Annotated in this window: 15 protein-coding genes and 4 pseudogenes; 8 read left to right on the top strand and 11 right to left on the bottom strand. The window is 68.5% G+C overall.

Going from position 1 to position 20,077, the window contains the following annotated elements; genetic code table 11:
* The first annotated feature begins 59 nt into the window (after positions 1–59).
* From ACFU8Q_RS05615 to ACFU8Q_RS05605, 3 genes and pseudogenes are all read left to right on the top strand, one after another.
* Positions 60–884 (top strand): Scr1 family TA system antitoxin-like transcriptional regulator, encoded by an 825-nt coding sequence (locus tag ACFU8Q_RS05615; protein WP_384448177.1) that lies wholly within the window; start codon positions 60–62, stop codon positions 882–884.
* Positions 871–1,095, top strand: a complete 225-nt coding sequence (locus tag ACFU8Q_RS05610; protein ID WP_384448175.1) for a DUF397 domain-containing protein — start codon at positions 871–873, stop codon at positions 1,093–1,095. Before ACFU8Q_RS05615 ends, ACFU8Q_RS05610 begins: the two co-directional genes overlap by 14 nt.
* A 356-nt stretch (positions 1,096–1,451) precedes the next feature.
* Positions 1,452–1,572 (top strand): annotated as a pseudogene (locus tag ACFU8Q_RS05605) (VOC family protein); the annotation flags it as partial.
* A 174-nt stretch (positions 1,573–1,746) separates the two neighbouring features.
* Here the strand turns inward: ACFU8Q_RS05605 and ACFU8Q_RS05600 are convergent.
* The 10 genes and pseudogenes from ACFU8Q_RS05600 to ACFU8Q_RS05555 form a co-directional block, all read right to left on the bottom strand.
* Positions 1,747–2,067, bottom strand: coding sequence for a hypothetical protein (locus ACFU8Q_RS05600; RefSeq protein ID WP_384448172.1), 321 nt, complete (start codon positions 2,065–2,067; stop codon positions 1,747–1,749).
* Between the two features lie 13 nt (positions 2,068–2,080).
* A pseudogene (locus ACFU8Q_RS05595) lies at positions 2,081–2,411 on the bottom strand (hypothetical protein); the annotation flags it as partial.
* Between the two features lie 8 nt (positions 2,412–2,419).
* Positions 2,420–2,752 (bottom strand): hypothetical protein, encoded by a 333-nt coding sequence (locus ACFU8Q_RS05590; protein ID WP_384448169.1) that lies wholly within the window; start codon positions 2,750–2,752, stop codon positions 2,420–2,422.
* Positions 2,753–3,133: 381 nt separating this feature from the next.
* A pseudogene (locus ACFU8Q_RS05585) lies at positions 3,134–6,169 on the bottom strand (RHS repeat-associated core domain-containing protein); the annotation flags it as partial.
* 552 nt (positions 6,170–6,721) lie between these two features.
* Positions 6,722–7,302: pseudogene (locus tag ACFU8Q_RS05580) on the bottom strand (putative T7SS-secreted protein); the annotation flags it as partial.
* A 139-nt stretch (positions 7,303–7,441) separates the two neighbouring features.
* Positions 7,442–8,089: a hypothetical protein gene (locus ACFU8Q_RS05575; RefSeq protein WP_384448166.1), complete on the bottom strand. Its 648-nt coding sequence runs from the start codon at positions 8,087–8,089 to the stop codon at positions 7,442–7,444.
* Positions 8,086–8,592, bottom strand: a complete 507-nt coding sequence (locus ACFU8Q_RS05570; RefSeq protein WP_384448164.1) for an SseB family protein — start codon at positions 8,590–8,592, stop codon at positions 8,086–8,088. The genes ACFU8Q_RS05575 and ACFU8Q_RS05570 overlap by 4 nt, the downstream gene beginning before the upstream one ends.
* Positions 8,593–8,956: 364 nt before the next feature.
* A complete protein-coding gene (locus tag ACFU8Q_RS05565; protein WP_384448161.1) occupies positions 8,957–9,784 on the bottom strand; it encodes a sugar phosphate isomerase/epimerase family protein in 828 nt (275 codons plus the stop codon).
* A complete protein-coding gene (locus ACFU8Q_RS05560) occupies positions 9,781–10,929 on the bottom strand; it encodes a dihydrodipicolinate synthase family protein (RefSeq protein WP_384448157.1) in 1,149 nt (382 codons plus the stop codon). Before ACFU8Q_RS05560 ends, ACFU8Q_RS05565 begins: the two co-directional genes overlap by 4 nt.
* Before the next feature lie 77 nt (positions 10,930–11,006).
* Entirely contained in the window at positions 11,007–12,158 is a 1,152-nt protein-coding gene (locus tag ACFU8Q_RS05555) for a Gfo/Idh/MocA family protein (RefSeq protein WP_384448155.1), read from the bottom strand.
* Between the two features lie 129 nt (positions 12,159–12,287).
* On the opposite strand from ACFU8Q_RS05555, the gene ACFU8Q_RS05550 reads away from it, so the two are divergent.
* The 3 genes from ACFU8Q_RS05550 to ACFU8Q_RS05540 all read left to right on the top strand — a co-directional run bounded on the left by ACFU8Q_RS05550 (position 12,288) and on the right by ACFU8Q_RS05540 (position 15,924).
* On the top strand, positions 12,288–13,367 hold the full coding sequence (locus ACFU8Q_RS05550) for a LacI family DNA-binding transcriptional regulator (RefSeq protein ID WP_384448152.1): 1,080 nt from the start codon (positions 12,288–12,290) through the stop codon (positions 13,365–13,367).
* 121 nt (positions 13,368–13,488) lie between these two features.
* Complete coding sequence (locus ACFU8Q_RS05545) at positions 13,489–14,274, top strand: sugar phosphate isomerase/epimerase family protein (protein WP_384448149.1); 786 nt, start codon at positions 13,489–13,491, stop codon at positions 14,272–14,274.
* Between the two features lie 345 nt (positions 14,275–14,619).
* Positions 14,620–15,924, top strand: a complete 1,305-nt coding sequence (locus ACFU8Q_RS05540; RefSeq protein ID WP_384448257.1) for a cation:dicarboxylate symporter family transporter — start codon at positions 14,620–14,622, stop codon at positions 15,922–15,924.
* A 58-nt stretch (positions 15,925–15,982) separates the two neighbouring features.
* Here ACFU8Q_RS05540 and ACFU8Q_RS05535 read toward each other — a convergent pair whose 3' ends face one another.
* The gene (locus ACFU8Q_RS05535; protein ID WP_384448146.1) at positions 15,983–16,915 is read right to left on the bottom strand and encodes an EamA family transporter; all 933 of its coding nucleotides are present in this window, start codon (positions 16,913–16,915) and stop codon (positions 15,983–15,985) included.
* A gap of 99 nt (positions 16,916–17,014) precedes the next feature.
* Between ACFU8Q_RS05535 and ACFU8Q_RS05530 the strand changes: the two genes are divergently transcribed.
* Both ACFU8Q_RS05530 and ACFU8Q_RS05525 read left to right on the top strand, forming a co-directional pair.
* Complete coding sequence (locus ACFU8Q_RS05530; protein WP_384448143.1) at positions 17,015–17,926, top strand: LysR family transcriptional regulator; 912 nt, start codon at positions 17,015–17,017, stop codon at positions 17,924–17,926.
* A gap of 228 nt (positions 17,927–18,154) precedes the next feature.
* The gene (locus ACFU8Q_RS05525; protein ID WP_384448141.1) at positions 18,155–20,020 is read left to right on the top strand and encodes a glycoside hydrolase family 3 protein; all 1,866 of its coding nucleotides are present in this window, start codon (positions 18,155–18,157) and stop codon (positions 20,018–20,020) included.
* The last annotated feature ends 57 nt before the right edge of the window (positions 20,021–20,077 follow it).

Raw genomic sequence — 20,077 nt, 5'->3', positions numbered from 1 at the left:
TACGCTGCCAGGGGGTCGGGCTTGACAGCCCGCTGGTCAGACAGAGGAGTTGGGGCTGGATGGCGATGAACCGGAAGCCGCGTACACCGAGGGAGAAGTACGGGGAGGAGCTGAGGCTGCGACGGACGGCGGCGGGGCTGACCCAGGAGGCCCTGGGAGATCAGGTCGTGTGCTCGCCGACGCTGATCAGTCACTACGAGGCGGGGCGGCGCCTGCCGAACCCGGATGACGCACAGCGGGTCGACCGCGCGCTTCAGACGGATGGGTTCTTCACCCGATGGCTGGAGGACCTGGAGACGAAGTACGCCGATCACTTCGCCGTAATGGCGGAGTTGGAGCGGCAGGCAACACTGATCCAGCAGTTCGCGCTCTCTCTGGTACCCGGCCTGCTCCAAACGAACGGGTACGCGCGTGCGCTGTTCCGCGCATACCGGCCGAACCATCGGCAGGAGGACCTTGACAGAGATGTCGTCATCCGGACGGAACGTGCCCACATCCTCGACGGCCCGTTGAACCCTGTCCTGTGGACCATGCTGGACGAGGCCGTGCTCAGGCGTCAGGTCGGCGGGCCGCAGGTCATGGCGGAGCAACTGCGCAAGATCGCGGACATGGCCGACGCCGGACGGCTTCGGCTGCATGTGCTGCCGTTCAGCGCGGGCGCCCACTCGTTGCAAGAGGGATTGGCATCCCTCATGGGCTTCGAGGACTCCGCTTCAGTGGCCTATGTGGAGGGCTTCTTGACAGGGCATCTGATGGACGATCCAGCTCTGGTTAAGGCCTGCCGAACGGCCTACGATCTCGCCTTGAGCGATGCGATGTCGCACCAGGAATCACTGGCCCTCGTGCGGGCAGCAGCAGAGGAATACGAACATGGTCAGCAGTAAGTGCAGTGTCTCCGACTCGTCCACGCTCACCGGGTGGTTCAAGTCCAGCTACAGCGGCGGCGGCCAGGGCGACTGCCTTGAGGTGGCCGCTGGCTATGTCACCGTCCCCGTCCGCGACAGCAAGACCCCGGACGGCCCCGCGCTCGTCTTCTCCGCCGACGGCTGGTCGTCGTTCGTCTCGGCGGTCAAGGACCGTCGCATCGGCGCCTGAGCCGTGGTACCCCGAGCCCCGCAACCACCACCCCTTCCCGGCCCGGTTACGGGGCTCGTCCCGTACGCACAAGGAGCATCCGCCGCGTGGGCGCGCCATGCATGCCGACGTCTTACCCCGTCGGCCTTCCTCACGCCGCTGTGGAGACAGAGGCCCCTTGATGTGACACACCTGATATCCGCTCCAGCACAACTGCCGGTGCGCACAGAGCACTGCCTCTCCTGCCGCCTGGCCCTGCTCCACGAGCGGCTCACGAGCAGAGCGACGTTTCAGCGATAGACACTGAGTGTGTTCGAACCTGGGGCGGATGTGGTCAGGCCACGTCCTGGAGCCGTGCAGTGGGACCGACGGCGCGCGACTTCGTCGCCCAGGCATGCGACGGGGAGGAGCTCGGGCGGGTGGCAACCGAGGACGGCTTGATCGGTCACGGTGAGATCCGCGTGGGCGACACCGTCGTGCTGGCCTTCGACAGGCAGGCAGCTGCGTGCAGCAGCCGGTATCGGAGTTTCTTCGGCTCGGCGGAGGCCAACTCACCGTCCAGCATTAACGCCTGGGCCCAGGAGAGCAGATTGAAGCAGTCAGGGACAGCCTCAGCCAGGCGGCGTTGAGCCGCCCAACCCCGCTGAAAAGTTGTCCCCCCCGGGGCCCTGCTCAGATTTCAAGCAAGTCGGTTACGTATCCGCGAAGTTCAGGTGTCACCTCCCCAAGCCGGATCTCCCGCAGCTGTGAGACGTGGTCAAGGCCGACATGGCCCGTTGACATCAATTCGAGGATGGCGTGGAGCTCGGCCTCCAGGGCCGAGCTCTCCTTCTCCGAGGCCGCAGTTGCCGACAGCAGCGTTGCCAACGCGGAAGCCTGAGCAGGCGAATAGGTGCTCAACTGATCGGTGACTTCGTCGGCCGCGCGTTCACGCGCCCCCGATGCTGCATCCAGGACCTTGCGCGCAATGTTGATAAATTCACGGGATTCCATGCGCTCAACCTATTGCGGCGGTGATGCGTTCACTCTGAGCCAGGGGCTGCAGGCCCTTGTGGTCCCAGGTGAGGGTGACCGGGTGGGGCCGCACAGTGGACGTGGTGGTCTGCTCGCACAAGGTCGTTTCGTCCCAGGTGAACGCCACCCGTTCGACGACGGTTTCTTTGTCCTCCGCCAGGTGTCCGGTTTTGCGGGACAGACGGGTCTTCTGCCGAAGGGTGATGCGGTCGAGGGCGCCGTGTTCGTAGCAGATGTTGCCCGCGCGATTTGATGGTCCTGCCTGTGTACTCACGTGTGCCGAGCGCTTCCTGACCGGGGTGCGAGGCCGGCCAGGATGCCTCGCATCGGATCAGTTCTCCAATTGTGTCGCTCGCGCTCTCAGTTCTTCTGCGATTTCATCCCAGTCGGGACCAAAAGAGAACAGGTCGGCCGCCGCTTCGCGCAGCAGTTCGGGATCGTCTGGGCGCTGCAAGCATACAAGTCTGTAAGCGAGATTGCGGGCCCAAACCGGCATCGCCATCCAATCCTCCGCCAGCACGTCATGCACAGCAGAAAGAATATCCTCTGGTTTGGCGAATGTGATTTTTTCGATGAAATCTCGCACTAGATCAGGGATCTTTTGGGCGTTTTCCTCGTACGTCGATTCAATCAAATCCCGGGTCAATCGAGTCAGGTCAGACATGAGCCTTTTTCTTTAGGGGTTGAGCCAGTATGTAACCACACGGTACACATCATCGGGCGTCTGGGAGACGCGATATCCAATACTGTGTCCTTCTATTCGTATCTCCCTGTCCAACGGTCCAGTGAACCCAGGGCCAACTCGGGGTACGGTTCCTCCATTTTCTATGTGGTCGTACACAGAGTTAACGATTCCCTGCTCGATCTGGTCGGGCGTAAGACCAGTGGTTCGCAGGTCGTTCGGAACTCCATCGCGCCCTGTATGGACGCGATCAAATCCATGGCCGGTATTGAACTGCCACTCATCGTTGCCAACTGTGGCCGAACGCTTGAGATCCTGACCTTCACCCTTCGACTTGCCATAAGCAATTTTCTTACACTCTGATGGCATCAGACCCAGAGGGTCGCAACTGGTGTGAGGGTTAATGACGTATGCCGAAGAATTTGGGGCGGCACCTAGCCCGAGAGGGTCTGGTGAGGCGTATCTTCCTACACCTGGATCGTAATAGCGGTGAAGATTGTAGTAAAGCTCGGTTTCGAAGTCGTGATATTGACCAGGGAAGCGGATCGGTGTGTGAGCGGTGCTTTTTTTCGTCCACGTAGTGGAGCCCCAGAGTGTGGCGCGGCTATGCCAGACAAGGGTTCCTTCCTCGTCGACGAGTTGGGTTGGGGCACCGATCAGGTCCGTGATGATGCCGAAAAAGCGCGAGTCAATCTCATGTTGACCCGCTTCAGCAGCGGTTATTCGTTCGGTTTGGGTGAGGAGCTTGAGCCCCTGGTGGTTCCAGGTGAGGGTGACGGCGTTGGGCATGTCCTCGGCGTGCGTGGTTTGTTCGCAGAGGGTGGTGCCGTCCCAGGTGAAATCGACTTGTTCGGCGACGGTCTCGCCGTCGACAGCCAGTCGCTGCTTGTCGATTCAGCGGGCCAGTGGATCGTAGTGGTAGCGCCAGAGGGTGCCATCCGGGGTGATGACCGAGGTGAGGCGGTCTTCGGCGTCCCAGGTGTACCGCCAGGTGTCCGGCTTGCGAGACAGACGGGTCTTCTGGCGCAGGGTGATGCGCCCGGCGGCGTCGTGTTCGTAGCGGATCGCGCCGGCGCGGGTGATGCGGGTGCCCTCGTACGTGCGCAATCCCCTTGCCTCGGCTCCCGGGTGGGCGTCGGGCCAGCTGGCGTCGGTCTGGTTGCCGGCGGCGTCGTAGGCGTAGGACTCCGACCAGGTGGCGGCACGGACGGAGGTTACGCGGCCGGTGGGGTCGAGGCCGTAGTGGCGGGTACCGCCGAGGTGGTCGTCGATGCGAGTGACGTAGCCGTCGGGGCGGTAGGTGTACGCGCGATGTTGGATCAGACGGTCGACGGGACCGTGGACGGTCTGGGCGGTGAGGCGGCCGACGGTGTCGTAGGCGTTGGTGAAGGTCACTTCGCCCAGGCGGCGGCAGGCTTCGCGACCGGCCGCGTCGTAAGCGAACGTGAGGGTGTGGCCGTGGGTGGTGAGGGCCGTCGGGTTGCCCAATACGTCGTACGCCCAAGTGCTTTCCGTGCCGGTGGGTGTCGTCCGGACCGTGCGGCGCCCCAGCTCGTCGTAGCTGTGCCTGAGTGTGCGGCCGTTGACGGCTTCCGAGATGAGTCGGCCCTGCCGGTCGCGCAGCAGCATCACGGTCGCGTCGTCGTTTGTGGCCTGGGCCAGCTGGTCGGTGAAGTCGTACTCGTACGTCGTCGCCTTGCCGTCGGCAACCTTGCGGAGAACCTGGCCGAGTTCGTTGCGCTCGAAAGTGATCGTCTGGCCGAGGGGGTTGGTGCGGGAGGCCAGGCGGCGGGCGTTGTCGTGGGTGTAGAGCTGGACTCGGTCGTCGAAGTCGGTCTCGCGGATCAGGCGGCCGGCGGCGTCGTATTCATACGTCCAGGTCAAGTCCTGGGGGTTGGTGACCTGAGTGAGGCGGAGGGTGGCGTCGTGCTCGAACTCGTAGCGGACGCCGTCGGGGCCGGTGCGGGCGGTCAACAGGTCGAAGTGGGTGTAGTCGAAGCGGGTGACGCCGCCGATCCGGTCGGTGTGGGTGGTGCAGTTGCCTTCGCCGTCGTACGTCCAGAACTGTTCGCTGCCATCGGCATCGATGCGGTGGGCGAGCTTCCCCTCCGTGGTCCAGACGAACCGGGTGATGGCTCCCAGGGCGTCGGCTACCGAGGCCGGGCGACCGTAAGGGTCGTGCTCGTAGCGCGTCGTTGCGCCCTGCGGGTCGGTGATCTCGGCGGGCAGGCCAGACATGTCGCACCGCACCATGGAGCGGTGTCCAAGCGCATCCACAACGGATATGAGGTGTCCGGCCTCGTCGTGCACGTAGGCCGTCGTCGCGCCCGAGGCCTCGGTGACCGACGTACGGTTGCCGCGCTCGTCATATGTCTGGCGGGTGACCGTGCCGTCCGTGCCCTTGACCCGTACCGGTAGGCCGAGGGCGTTGTAGTCGGCGGTCAGTTCGCGCCCGTCCGGGCGGATCAACGAGGTGAGGCGGCCGTGCTCGTCGTATGTGGAGCGGGTGGTGTGTCCGAGCGGGTCCGTGACGGACAGGAGCCGGTGGTAGCGGTCGTGCTCGTAGCGGGTGACCGCTCCCAGCGCGTTGATCTCGGCGACGACCTGGGAGCGGTCGTTGATCACATATCGGGTGGTGTGGCCGAGGCCGTTGGTCATGGACGTCATGCGTAGGCCGGTGTCGGGGTCGGTGTCGTCCCAGGTGAAGCCGGCTTCGAGGTGGCCGTTGGTGCCGGTCTGGTACACGCAGCGGTCGTGCTCGTCGTAGACGTACTCGTACCGGCTGCCGTTGGTGTCCGTCCATGAGGTGATGCGGCCCAGCTCGTCGCAGCCGAAGCGCAATGGCTTGCCCGAGGAGTTGGTGACTTCGGTGAGGTGGCCGTCGGTGTAGCCGTAGCGGAGGATCTCCTGGTCGGTGCCGTCCGGTGCGGCGCCTGACAGGTGCATTGCGGTGACCCTGCCGTCGTTCGTGGTGAGCTTCAGGTGGTAGCCGCCGTGGTGGACGATCGATGTCGGAGCACCTGTCTCGTCGTACTCGAAGGCGATCCAGCGGCCGTTGCGGTCATCGATCTGTGCCAGGAGCGCCAGCTCTCCGTCGGGGTGGTCGACGAAGTGCCGGACCCAGCCGGTTTCCGGGTCGGTGATGGTGTAGCCGTCGTCCACCCGGTCCAGGGGCCAGCGCCGACCATGCGTGGGCATGACGGGAACGCCGGGCGCGGGATGCGGATAGGCCAGCAGGCTGCCCTCCTCGCAGCTGAACACCACGCCTTCCGCGTCGATTTCGAGGCGCTGGTCGACCGTGCTCGACCAGCCGGTACCGAACCACCGGCCGGCTCGGTACGAGGAGTCGAAGACGCGCTCGAAGACAAGAGGCAGCGATCCGGGCAGCACGATGTCCGTCTGTGGCAGCAGCATGCGTCCGGTCGCGACGTCGACGGGGTCTCCGGCGCACTTGACCTCGCTGCATTTCTTGGCGTTGGAGTCGGGGTTCTTCTCGTGTCCGTGCCGGTTCTTGCCCTTGGGGCGTTCGAGGAGGTCCTTCATCCCGGCCCGCAGGCCGCCCTTGATCAGGCCGCCGCCCTTGGTCCCGACCAGCTCGGGTATGAGTCGGCCGATGAATTCTGCGGGGTCGCCCTTCGCCGCGTCCCAGGCGTTCTTGAGCGCCCGGTCGGGGTTGGCGGCGGTGGAGGCGAGGCCCGCGAGCGTCATGTTGACGCCCTTGTAGTACTCGGCGGGGTGAGTCAGGTTGTACGCGTCGAGAGGGTGGACGGATCGGACGAAGTTGACCAGGCCGGCTGTGCCCTTGACGACTCCGCCGGCCAGATGCATGCTCTCGACGCCCGTGCCCAGGCCCTGGTCGACGATGTCGAGCTTCAGCTTGTCGCGGCCGGTGGGCTCCTTCGGCGCGTGGGCCATCGCAGCCGTGACAGAACTCTTCGCCAACTCGGCGGCCTCGTTGCGGGCGCGCCTCGCATCGGTCAGAATCTCCCGTGCTCTGGCTCGCTTGGCTTTGCCGGGGTCGGTGAACGTGCCGGGGTGGGGCAGCGGGGTGGCGTCGTTGCGGGCAGCTTCATAGGCATCGGCCTTCTTGTTGTATGCCTCGACAGCTGTCTTGGTGTCTTTCTCGCCCTCCTTGTACAGGGCGATCGCCTCGCGGGCCTTGCTCTGTGCGCTGGTGATCGTCTTGGAGTATGTCTCCAGCGCCTGGCCGCGTCCTCGAACGCGTCGGCGGCCCGGAGCCAGTCCGTGGGCAGCGTCTCGAACTTCTCACGGAAGGTGTTGGCCGCTTCGCCCTTCCAGTTGCTGGAGTCGAGCTTCTTCATCCCGCCGCCGACCAGATCGAAAGCGTGTCGGAAGTCGCGCAGGTTCTTGACCGTTGCAGCGATCTGCTCGGGCTTGCCGTGGATCAGCTCGTCGGGCTCCTCGGTCTGGCCGAGCTGTTGTTCACCGATCTCCGCGCCGAGTGAGGAGGCTGTCTCATCACCCCAGTCCTCGACGGCGTCGGCGACGCCGTCGTATCCGTAGCGCCGCAGGCCGTCACCGGCTTTGTCGGTTGCCCAGTCAACCCCCTCGCCGACAAGTTTTTTGCCCTGTCGATGCCGGAATCGATCCCGTCGACGACTTTGTCGGTGGCCTTGCCGACGAGGCCGCCCAGACTTCCGAAATCCGCCATCAGTGACCGTCCCCCCACCGCGGCTGCTCGGCCTGCGTCACCGTCTCCTGGGACGGATCGAGATCATCCTTCAGCTGCTCGTCCAGCAGATCCCGCACCGCCGGGTCGATGATGCCGGAGCGCTCCATGGCGTCCATCTGCGCGTCCATGACGTCGTACGTGGTGTCCTTCCACGTCTGCTTGACCTCTGCGTGGGCCTCGGAGAACGACTCATTGCTCCAGTCCGCGTTGTCCCACCCGTGCTGGTCGCGGATCGTCTCCCAGCTCATCTGCTTGACCTCGTCCTCGGTCAAGTGCGGGTTGCCGTTGAGGGAGTTCTCGCCGATCTTGAACGAGTCCTTGATGTACTGCTCCTGTTCGGCGAACGAGCCGGCCGAGAGGCCCACCCCCAGCGCGAAGTTGTTCCCACGGAGCATCAGCGCCCGCACACCCCACTCCCAGCGGTTGCAGAACGTCTCGAACTCCGACGTCAGCCCGCCGTGTCCCAGCTCAAGCCCTGACAACGCCAGGTCGGAGAACCCGCGCCCGGCGAACGACTCTCCGATCCCACCCAGGTCCTTCAACTCGGCATGAGCCAGGTCGATCCCCTCCGCGATCGCGGCCAAGGCCTCCGGCGGCACCTGGAGATCAGAACCGTCCCCGCTCATCGCGTCCCCCCGAGATCGACCGCCGCAGCATCCGGCACGATGCCCGTCACCGGCGGGAACAACATCCCGTCCGCACTGCCCGCATCCAGCGCCACCCCCGCCGGCCCCGGCAACAGCGGAACCATCGCATCCAGCAACCGCGCCCCCAGCACGGTCTGATACGTCCACTCCCGCTCGGCGTCCCCCCGGGCTTGCGCAAACCGGGCAAGGGCTGCCTCGTCCGAGAACGCGCAGATCCAGCAGACCCCGTTCTGCTCCGCCGACCACAGATCCCCGGCCTCATCCAGCGGCACCAGCACCGCCGTACGCCGGAATTCACCCAGCAACACAGCAAACTCATGCCGGGACGCCGCTGTCATATCACGTTCCGACGTCTTGGCAGGAGTTGGTTCCGGTGCCTCACGCGGTGCCGGGGGCGCCTCGGGAACAGGCGGCCAGTCGGCCAAGCCGGCGATCTTCGAAGGTCGGGCAGGCTCCGCTATGTCTTCCCCGATATCGAGCACGAGTCGAATGCTGTCATGGCGTACTTCCCGGAAGCAACGAGCAAAACTGGCCAGCCGGACATGGTCCGGACTGACACCGACGCCGCATGTTCGCGGGTGAAGCTCTGGAGTTGTCCACAAAACGGAGTAGGCGCTCGCAGGGCCTGCCCTCCGAGGTGGTGTTGGCCGACGACGGTGGGCGGAGCCGGCGCAACGAAACGGGGCCCGGTCGAAGCGACCGGACCCCCCTCGCTATCCCCCTCCGTCAAGGCTTCCCGATCCCCCCGGATCCCCCCGGAAGCGCCCGACGCCAGATATGACCCGGCAGGGTGCCGAACGGTTGCATGCCTTGACGATCTCTTTACCCTGGCGGAAAAAAGCCTTCTCAGCAGGCGTGTTCGGCGTAGCGGGCCGCGACCTCCGCGAGGGCTTCGGCGCCGTCGCGGGCCCAGAGGGCCTCGTTGAAGATCTCCACCTCGATGGGGCCGTCGAAGCCGGTGGCCTCGACCTGTGAACGGAACGCGCGGAAGTCCACGGCGCCGTCGCCGAGTTGGCCCCGGCCGAGCAGGACTCCGGCCGGAAGTGGGGTGATCCAGTCGGCCAGTTGGAAGGAGTGGATGCGGCCGGCCGCGCCCGCGCGGGCGATCTGGGCGGGCGCCTGGTCGTCCCACCAGATGTGGTACGTATCGACGACCACCCCGACCTGGTCGGCGGGGAAGCGTTCCGCGATGTCCAGGGCCTGGGAGAGCGTGGAGACGACGCAGCGGTCCGAGGCGAACATCGGGTGCAGCGGTTCGATCGCGAGACGTACGCCGCGCTCGGCCGCGTACGGCGCGAGTTGCGCCAGGGCGTCCGCGATTCGTTCGCGGGCGCCGTGCAGGTCCTTGCTGCCCGCCGGGAGACCGCCGGAGACGAGGACCAGGGTGTCGGTGGACAGGGCCGCCGCCTCGTCGATCGCGGCGCGGTTGTCGTCCAGGGCGCGGGCCCGTTCCGCCGGGTCGAGTGCGGTGAAGAAGCCGCCCCGGCAGAGGCTGGTGACGGTCAGTCCGGAGTCGGCGAGCAGTCGGGCGGTGCGCTCGACGCCGTACTCCTGGACGGGGGCCCGCCACAGGCCGACCTTGTCGATGCCGGCCTTGACGCAGCCCTCGGCCAGCTCGGGCAGCGACCACTGCTTGATGGTCTCCTGGTTGATGGAGAGACGGCCGTCACTCATCGGCTGCCTCCGTTGACCGTGAGCAGGGCGCGCATCCGGAATTCGGCCAGCTCCGGGTCCGGGAACAGGCCCAGCCGGTCCGCGAGTTCGTACGCCTTCGCCAGGTGCGGCAGGGAGCGGGCGGACTGGAGGCCGCCGACCATCGTGAAGTGGTCCTGGTGGCCGGCCAGCCAGGCGAGGAACACCACGCCCGTCTTGTAGAAGCGGGTGGGCGCCCGGAAGAGGTGGCGGGACAGCTCGACCGTCGGGTCGAGGAGGTCCCGGAAGCCCTGGACGTCCCCGGTGTCCAGGACCCGTACCGCGTGCGCGGCCAGCGGGCCGAGCGGGTCGAAGATGCCGAGCAGGGCGTGGCTGAAGCCCCGGTCGTCGCCCGCGATCAGCTCGGGGTAGTTGAAGTCGTCGCCGGTGTAGCAGCGGACCCCGCCGGGCAGGCGGCGGCGTACGTCGATCTCGCGCTCGGCGTCCAGCAGCGAGATCTTGATCCCGTCGACCTTGTCCGGGTGCTCGGCGATGACCTTCAGGAACGTGTCGGTGGCGGCGTCGAGGTCCGGGGAGCCCCAGTAGCCCTCCAGCGCGGGGTCGAACATCGGGCCGAGCCAGTGCAGGACGACCGGTTCGGAGGCCTGGCGCAGCAGGTGTGCGTACGTCTCCAGGTAGTCCTCGGGGCCGTTCGCGGCGGCGGCGAGGGCGCGGGAGGCCATCAGGATGGCCTGGGCGCCGCTCTCCTCGACCAGGGCGAGCTGCTCCTCGTACGCGGACCGTACCTGCGCGAGCGTGGCGGGCCCGGCGGGCAGCTGGTCGGTGCCGACGCCGCACGCGATCCGGCCGCCGACCGCCTTCGCCTCGGCGGCGGAGCGACGGATCAGTTCGGCCGCGCCGGCCCAGTCGAGGCCCATGCCGCGCTGGGCGGTGTCCATGGCCTCGGCGACGCCGAGTCCGTGCGACCAGAGGTGGCGGCGGAAGGCGAGGGTGGCGTCCCAGTCGACGGCCACGGGGTCGTCGGGGCTGATGTCGGCGTACGGGTCGGCGACCACGTGGGCGGCGGAGAAGACCGTACGGGAGGCGAGCGGTGCCGCGCCGGGGGCGGCGAGGTCGAGCGGGGTGGTGCGGGGCTCGTACGGGCCCTGCGGGAGCTGGATGGTCACTCAGATCAGCTCCGATGCGCCGTGCGTGAGGCGGATCGTCACGGGACCGACTCCGGTGCCGTACGCGGAGTGGATCGTCACAGCGTCAGCTCCGGTACGTCGAAGCGGCGACCCTCGGCGGAGGACTTCAGGCCCAGCTCGGCGAGCTGGACACCGCGGGCACCCGCCATCAGGTCCCAGGTGTACGGCTCGTCGAGCACGATGTGGCGCAGGAAGAGCTCCCACTGGGCCTTGAAACCGTTGTCGAAGACGGCGTTGTCCGGGACTTCCTGCCACTGGTCGCGGAACGGCTCGGTGACCGGGAGGTCCGGGTTCCAGACCGGCTTGGGGGTGGCCGAGCGGTGCTGGACGCGGCAGTTGCGCAGCCCGGCGACGGCGGAGCCGTGCGTGCCGTCGACCTGGAACTCGACGAGTTCGTCGCGGTTGACGCGGACGGTCCAGGAGGAGTTGATCTGGGCGACGGCGCCGCTCTCCAGCTGGAAGATGCCGTACGCGGCGTCGTCGGCGGTGGCGGCGTACGGCTTGCCCTGCTCGTCCCAGCGCTGCGGGATGTGCGTCTGGACGTGCGCCTGGACGGTGGAGACCCGGCCGAACAGCTCGTGGAGCACGTACTCCCAGTGCGGGAACATGTCGACGACGATGCCGCCGCCGTCCTCGGCGCGGTAGTTCCAGGACGGGCGCTGGGCCTCCTGCCAGTCCCCCTCGAAGACCCAGTAGCCGAACTCGCCGCGCACGGAGAGGATCTCGCCGAAGAAGCCGCCGTCGATGAGGCGCTTCAGCTTCAGCAGACCCGGCAGGAAGATCTTGTCCTGGACGACGCCGTGCTTGATCCCGGCATCACGGGCCAGCCGAGCCAGCTCCAGGGCTCCGTCGACGTCCGTGGCGGTCGGCTTCTCGGTGTAGATGTGCTTGCCCGCGGCGATCGCCTTCTTGATCGCCTCTACCCGGGCCGAGGTGACCTGGGCGTCGAAGTAGATGTCGATGGTCTCGTCCGCGAGGACCGCGTCGAGGTCGGTCGACCACTCGGTCAGGCCGTGTCGCGCGGCGAGCTCCTCCAGGGCGTGGGCGCGGCGGCCGACGAGGACCGGCTCGGGCCACAGCACGTCGCCGTCGCCGAGATCGAGGCCGCCCTGCTCCCGGATCGCGAGGATCGAGCGCACCAGGTGCTGCCGGTACCCCATGCGACCCGTGACGCCGTTCATGGCGATGCGCACTGTCCTGCGTGTCACGAAGTTCCCTCCATATAGCTTTAGCAAGCGCTTTCTATGCCGTATGACGCTAGCCTGCCGACAGCGGCCCGGACAAGAGGGGGCGCGCCGATAACTCCTCTCACTCCTCATCACCCTCGGAGGAAAGCGATGACAGTCACCCTGGCGGACGTGGCGGCTCGCGCCCGGGTGTCCCCGGCCACCGTCTCCCGCGTGCTGAACGGCAACTACCCGGTGGCCGCGTCCACCCGGGAACGGGTCCTGCGCGCGGTGGACGACCTCGACTACGTGCTCAACGGGCCGGCCAGTTCGCTCGCGGCCGCCACGTCCGACCTGGTCGGCATCCTGGTCAACGACATCGCCGACCCGTTCTTCGGGATCATGGCGGGCGCGGCGCAGACGGAGATCGGCGGTCCGGGTGACGGCTCCGGGCGGGCCGGCGGCGAGAAACTCGCCGTCATCTGCAACACCGGCGGCTCCCCCGAGCGCGAACTGACCTATCTCACCCTGCTCCAGCGCCAGCGGGCCGCCGCCGTCGTCCTCACCGGCGGAGCGGTGGAGGACCCGGGGCACCAGGCGGCGATCTCCGCCAAGCTGGCGAAGCTCGCGGACGCGGGCACCCGGGTGGTGCTGTGCGGGCGGCCCCCGCTGCCGGACAGCGAGGCGGTCGTGGCCGCGCTCGCCTTCGACAACCGGGGCGGCGGGCGTCGGCTCACAGAGCATCTGCTGTCGCTCGGCCACCGGCGGATCGGCTACGTCGCGGGCCCGTTGGAGCGGACGACGACCCGCCACCGGCTCGAAGGCCACCGCGACGCGATGAGGGCGGCGGGACTCGGCGACGGGGCGGGCGCCGGGGAGCAGGAACGCCTCACCGTCCACGGCCCCTACGACCGCCGCTCCGGCTACGACGCCACCCTCGAACTCCTGCGCCGCGAACCGGAGGTGACGGCGATCGTCGCCGCCAACGACACCGTGGCCCTGGGTGCGAGCGCGGCGATCCGGGACCGTGGTCTCCGCATCCCCGAGGACGTCTCGGTGGCGGGCTTCGACGATCTGCCGTTCTCCGTGGACGCGGTCCCGGCGCTGACGACCGTACGCCTACCGCTCTTCGAGGCGGGGGCGCGGGCGGGGCGGCTGGCGATGGGCAAGGAGGCCCCGCCGCCGGGGGGCATCGCGACGATCGCGGCGGAGCTGATGGTGCGGGGGTCGACGGCGCCGCCGCGGAAGTGACACGGCCGGATTCCGCACTCTGGTCCCGGGTACCCGTACCGCGCGCCGTGGGCCGATGATGTGCGGGCCGCTGTCCGGTCCGTCAGGCGCAGTGGCACGTACCGACGGAAGGAACACGCACGTGAAGCTCGCTTTCTCGACCCTCGGAGTGCCGGGGATGCCGATGGCCGACGTCATCCGGCTCGCCGCGGAGCACGGCTATCAGGGGGTGGAGCTCCGCGCCCACCCCGAGGAGCCGGTGCACCCTGGGCTCTCCTCGGCCGAACGTGCCGAGGTGGTCGAGGAGTTCAAGAGGGGCGGCGTCGAGATCCTGACCGTCGCCGGGTACGTCCGGGTCGCCGCCGAGGGGGACGACCAGCCGGTGCTGGACGAGCTCGCCGGGCTGGTGGAGCTGGCCCACGACCTGAGTGCGAAGAACGTCCGGGTCTTCCCGGGCGGCGGCCAGGACCCCGCCGTGGCCGACGCGACCGCCGCCCGCCGACTGGCCGCCGCCGCCCCGCACGCCGCCAACCTGGGCGTACGCATCCTGCTCGAGACCCATGACTCGCACCGGGCCGGTGCCGCCGTGGCACGTGTCGTGGGGACGGTCGGGCACCGGCAGGTCGGTGCGCTGTGGGACATCATGCACACCTGGCTCGCCGGCGAGGAGCCGGCCGCGAGCCATGCGGTGCTCGCCCCGCACCTGGGCTACGTCCAGGTGAAGGACATCGCGTCGGCGGACGATGTCACTCCGCTGCGACTGGGCGCCGGGGTGCTGCCGCTGGGGGCCTGCCTGGACACGCTGGACACGGACAGCTGGGTCTGCTGGGAGTACGAGAAGCGCTGGCACCCGGACGCGGCCGAGTTGCCGGGACTGCTGAGCGCGGGACGGGAGCATCTCCTGCGGCTGGGCGCGACGAAGGAGTAGCAGGAGTCGACGGTGGAGGACTCCCGGGGAGCAGGGCTTCCTGGGAGTCCTCAGTCATGTCCGGGTTCTGCTGCCGCTCCGCCCACGGCACGGTCACGGACGACCGCCTGCACTGCCGAGCCGCCGGACAGGGGTGGGCGCGGAGGAGGCCGTTTGGAGCAAGGTCCAAGATTTTCCCGGACAGGACTCGGGGTCTTTTGCGAAAGACACAGCTCCGCCATAGTGGCCCGCACTGCGGAAATTCATTTCCGCATGACAGAAGTCCGCTACGGAGGAGTGCCCGTGCCGCACGCCGCCCCACCAACCCCACCTGCCGCGCCGACCCTCGCGCGACGCACCGCCCGCCTGCTACGTACCTCGCTCTTCGCGCAAGTCGCCTGCGCACTGCTGCTCGGAGTCCTCGTCGGACGGCTGTGGCCCGAGGCCGCCTCGGCCGCCCAGCCGCTCGGCGACGGGTTCGTCCGCCTGATCAAGGCCATGATCGCCCCGCTCGTCTTCTGCGTGGTCGTCGCCGGGATCACCAAGGCGGGCGACCTCAAGGCCTTCGGTCGCATCGGGATCAAGGCCCTCATCTGGTTCGAGGTCGCCACCACTTTCGCCCTCGTCTTCGGCCTGCTCGCCGGAAACCTCGTCGGACCCGGCCGGGGCATGAACATCGACCCGGCCACGCTCGACACCTCGGCCGTGAGCGCCAAGACCGGTGGCGGGGAGCTGCCCTCGACCTCGGAGTTCATCCTCCACTCGCTGCCCGACAGCGCTGTCGGCGCCTTCGCCGAGAACTCCCTCCTCCAGGTCCTCGTCCTGTCCTGTCTGGTCGGCGCCGCGCTGCTCCACCTCGGCACCACGAAGGTGCCGGCGATCCTGCCCGCCATCGAGCAGGCCCAGGAAGTCGTCTTCGCCATCGTCGGATTCGTCATGAAGCTCGCCCCGCTCGCGGTCTTCGGCGCAACGGCGCACCTGGTGGGCGAATACGGCCTCGGGGCGCTCTCCACGTACGGCAAACTGATCGCCGTCTGCTACGGCGTCGCCCTGCTCTTCCTGTGCCTGCTCGCGCTCGCGCTCAAGACCGTCACCGGGATCAGCCTGTGGAAGTTCATGCGCTACACGCGTGAGGAAATACTGCTCGCGCTCGGTACCGCCTCCAGCGAGACCGTCATGCCGCGCATGATGCAGAAGTTGCGCGCGGCCGGCTGCCGGGACGACGCGGTCGGCCTGGTGCTACCGACCGGCTACTCCTTCAACCTCGACGGCGCCTCGATCTATCTCTCCGTCGGGACGCTCTTCATCGCCCAGGCGGTCGGCGTGGATCTGACCATCGGGCAGCAGATCACCGTCGTGCTCGTCCTGATGCTCACCAGCAAGGGAATGGCGGGCGTCGCCGGCTCGGCCTTCCTCGCCCTGTCCGCGACCGCGTCCGCGCTGGGAGTCATCCCGGCGGGAGCCGTGGCGCTCCTGCTCGGCGTCGACCGGATCATGGACGCGATGCGTGTTCTGACGAACCTGCTCGGCAACTGTGTCGCCGTCTTCGTGGTGTCCCGCTGGGAGGGCGCGCTGGACCGGGTGACAGCGAAGAAGGTGCTGAACGGTGAGATCACTTTCGTACCGGAGCAGGCCGAAGAGCCCAAGGGTGTGCCGAAGCACGTGAGGTGAGGTGGCACGCGGGGCCCGGCATGTGCGAGCCGGGCCCCGCGTTGCGCCAGATCCTGACCTATGTCCTGGCCGGTGAGGGAGACGGCTCCGACTCCGGTGTCGCAGCGTCGTCGGGCCTACCCGCCGTACGCGGCCGGCGCGCCCCCGCCAGCGAGGTGAGGGCCACCCCGCCGACCAGGAGGGCCGCCGCGCACCACCGCAGCGGGCTCACCGACTCGCCGAGGAACAGCGCGGCCGAGGACATCCCGAAGACCGGGACGAGCAGGGTGAACGGGGCCACCGACGAGGCCGGGTGGTGGCGCAGCAGGAAGCCCCAGGCCCCGAAGCCGAAGACGGTGGTGATCCAGGCGACGTAGACGATGATTCCGGCGCCGCTCCAGTCGAGCGCGGCCAGGGCGTCGGCGTCGCGGTCCCAGCCCTCGAAGAGGAGGGAGAGGCCGAGCAGCGGGAGCACGGGCACGGTCGATACCCACACCATGAAGTTGAGGGAGTCGGGCGGGGCGGCCTTGCGGGTCAGCACGTTGGACACACCCCAGCAGGCCGCCGCCGCGATCACCAGGACGAAGGCGAGTACGGGTCCGCCCGCGCCCTCGTCGACCGCCGCCACCCCTATGCCCGCGAGAGCCACCCCCATCCCCAACACACGTATTCTGCCCGGCCGTTCACCGAGAGTGAGGGCCGCGAACAGGGCCGTGAAGACCGCCTGGACCTGGAGCACGAGGGAGGAGAGACCGGCGGGCATGCCGCGGTCCATGCCGATGAAGAGCAGCCCGAACTTCGCCACTCCGAGGACGAGCCCGACACCGACGATCCACTTCCAGGCGACCTTGGGCCGGCCGACGAAGAAGACCGCGGGCAGCGCGGCGACCAGGAAACGCAGAGCGGAGAAGAGCAGCGGCGGGAAGTGCCCGAGGCCGACCTCGATGACGACGAAATTGACACCCCAGACGGCGGCCACCAAGGCGGCCAGGGCGATGTGGAGGGGACGCATGCACCGAGGATCACCCGCGCCGACCATGTAGCACCAGCGCGGATTTCTTCATGGTGGAATTGAGCGTTGCTAATCAATCACCAAGAGCCGGGGGTTCCGGTGCTCGATCTGTCCCGGCTGCGCGCGCTGCACGCCGTCTCCGTCCATGGCTCCGTGGCGGGCGCCGCCGCCGCGCTCGGCTACACCCCGTCGGCGGTCTCTCAGCAGATCACGAAGCTGGAGCGGGAGACCCGTACGACCCTTCTCGAACGGCGCGGGCGCGGCGTCGCACTGACCGAGGAGGCGCTCCATCTCGCCACCACCGCCCAGCAGTTGCTGGCGATCGTGGAGCGCGCGGAGACGACGCTGGAGGAGCGCAGGGGGCTGCCGACGGGGCGGCTGTCGATCGGCGCGTTCGCGTCGGCGGCGCGCGGGCTGCTGCCCGGTGTGCTGGCCGGGCTGGACCGGGACCATCCGGCGCTGGAGGTCCGGCTGACCGAGGTCGATCCGCATCTCTCGGTCGACCTGGTGGCCAAGGGCGTGATCGATCTGGCGGTGGCGCACGACTGGGACATCGCCCCGCTGCCCGCCCCGGAGGGCGTTGCGCAGGCGGTGATCGGTGACGACCCGTGCGATCTGCTGGTGCCGGCGGGCCACCGGCTCGCCGGGCGGGAGGCGGTGCGGCGCGAGGAGTTGGCGAAGGAGCGATGGATCTGCCAGCCGCCCGGGACGGTCTGCCACGACTGGCTCGTACGGACGCTGCGCGCGGCGGGTTACGAGCCGGACATCCGGCACCAGGCGGAGGAGAACCACACGCAACTGGCGCTGCTCGCCGCCGGTCTCGGGGTCGCGTTGATCCCGCGCCTGGGCCGGGGGCCGCTGCCGCCCGGGGTGGTCGCGGTGCCGCTCGACCCCGTGCCGGTGCGTCGGCTGTACGCCCTGTGGCGTACGGAGGCGGCCCGGCGGCCCTCGATCACGGCGGCGGTTTCGGCGCTCCAGGCCCACGGAACCGCGGTGGGACTGAGGACGTAACGGAGCCCCGGCGCCACGCCCTGCCGCCACGCCCCGCCCTATGCGCCCTGCCCCCACGTCCTCCTGCCACCACGCCCCGGCGCGACGCCCACGAGTACCGGACAGGCTCAAAACGGTCCGGACCCTTGACCGGAAGTTATTTTCTGGATATCCGTGCTCCTTGGAAGTTACTTTCACCACCGTTTCTTTCACCACCCCTCGTCCCCGAGTACGGCCGAAGGAGCACACGTGCACCACCGCACCTCCAGACGCACCCTCCTCACCGCCACCGCCGCGACTGCCGCAGCAGCCGTCACGGGCGGCGTCGTCGCCCCCGGCGCCGTCGCCGCCCAGCGGTCCGCGAGCAGCGGGCAGAGCAGCGGGCAGCAGAATTCAGCCGCCGCCACCAAGCGCCTCAAGGGACTCATCTCCCGGATGAGCCTGGAGGAGAAGGTCGGGCAGCTCTTCGTGATGCGGGTGTACGGGCACTCCGCCACCGAGCCCGACCAGGCCGACATCGACGCCAACCTGGCCGAGATCGGGGTCCGTACGGCCGCCGAGATGATCGCCAAGTACCACGTCGGCGGGATCATCTACTTCGCCTGGGCGCACAACACCCGCGACCCGCACCAGATCGCCGACCTGTCCAACGGCATCCAGCGCGCCGGTCTCGCCGGCCCCACCCCCCTGCCGCTCCTCGTCTCCACCGACCAGGAGCACGGCATCGTCTGCCGCGTCGGCGAGCCCGCCACCCTTATGCCGGGCGCGATGGCGCTGGGCGCGGGCGGCTCGCGCTCCGACGCCCGCCGGGCCGGGCAGATCGCGGGCGCCGAACTGGCCGCGATCGGCATCAACCAGAACTACGCCCCGGACGCCGACGTCAACGTCAACCCGGCCAACCCGGTGATCGGCGTACGCTCCTTCGGCTCCGACCCGCAGTCCGTGGCCGGGATGGTCGCCGCGCAGGTGAAGGGATACCAGAGCAGCGGCATCGCCTCGACGGCCAAGCACTTCCCGGGCCACGGCGACACCAGCACCGACAGCCACACCGGTCTGCCGGTCATCGGCCACACACGGGAGCAGTGGGCGCAGCTGGACGAGCCGCCGTTCCGGGCCGCGATCGCCGCGGGCATCGACTCGATCATGACCGCGCACATCGTCGTCCCGGCGCTGGACCCGGCCGAGGACCCGGCGACGCTGTCCCGCCCGATCCTCACCGGCATCCTGCGCGAGGAACTCGGCTACGACGGTGTCGTGGTGACCGACTCGCTCGGTATGGAGGGCGTGCGGACGAAGTACGGCGACGAGCGCGTGCCGGTCCTCGCGCTCCTGGCGGGCGTCGACCAGCTGCTCAACCCGCCGAACCTGGACGTCTCCTGGAACGCCGTCCTTGATGCCGTGAAGAGCGGTGAGATCAGCGAGTCCAGGATCGACGAATCGATCCTGCGGATCCTGCGGCTGAAGACGAAGCTCGGGCTGTTCGACGACCCGTTCGTCAGCCACGCGGGGGTGGACCGTACCGTCGGGACGCGGGCCCATCTCGCCGCCGCCGACCGGATCGCCGAGCGCACCACCACGCTGCTCGCCAACGACGGCGCGGTGCTGCCCCTCTCCCGCCGCTCCCACAAGAACCTCCTCGTGGTCGGCGCCGATCCGGCCTCACCGTCCGGCACCACCGGACCGCCGACCACCACCCTGGCCACGGCCTTCGGCGAACTGGGCCACACGGCAACGGCGTTGTCCACCGGCACCGCCCCCACCAAGGCGAAGATCGACGAGGCGGTGGCGGCCGCACGGGGGAAGGACGCGGTGATCGTGGGGACGTACAACGTCACGGCGGCCAGTTCCCAGCGCACCCTGGTGAGCGCGCTGGCGGCGACCGGCGTCCCGGTGATCACGGTCGCGATCCGCAATCCGTACGACATCGCCCAGCTGGCCGGGACCGGGTTCGCGGCGAACCTGGCCACGTACTCCTGGACCGACGTCGAACTGCGGGCCGCCGCCCGGGTGATCGCGGGCCACGCCGAACCGGAAGGCACTCTGCCGGTGCCGGTGCAGCGCGCGGACGATCCGGCGCGAGTGCTGTACCCGGTCGGGTACGGCCTGACGTACTAGAGATCCGGCCAGAGACCCGGTGACCGGGAAGGAAGGGGCTGTGCACCCGCACAGCCC

This window comes from Streptomyces sp. NPDC057543 (genome assembly GCF_042801895.1).
Taxonomy (GTDB): domain Bacteria; phylum Actinomycetota; class Actinomycetes; order Streptomycetales; family Streptomycetaceae; genus Streptomyces.
Note: the sequence above shows the minus strand (reverse complement) of the source record. Positions and strands in the feature narration are given on the sequence as shown.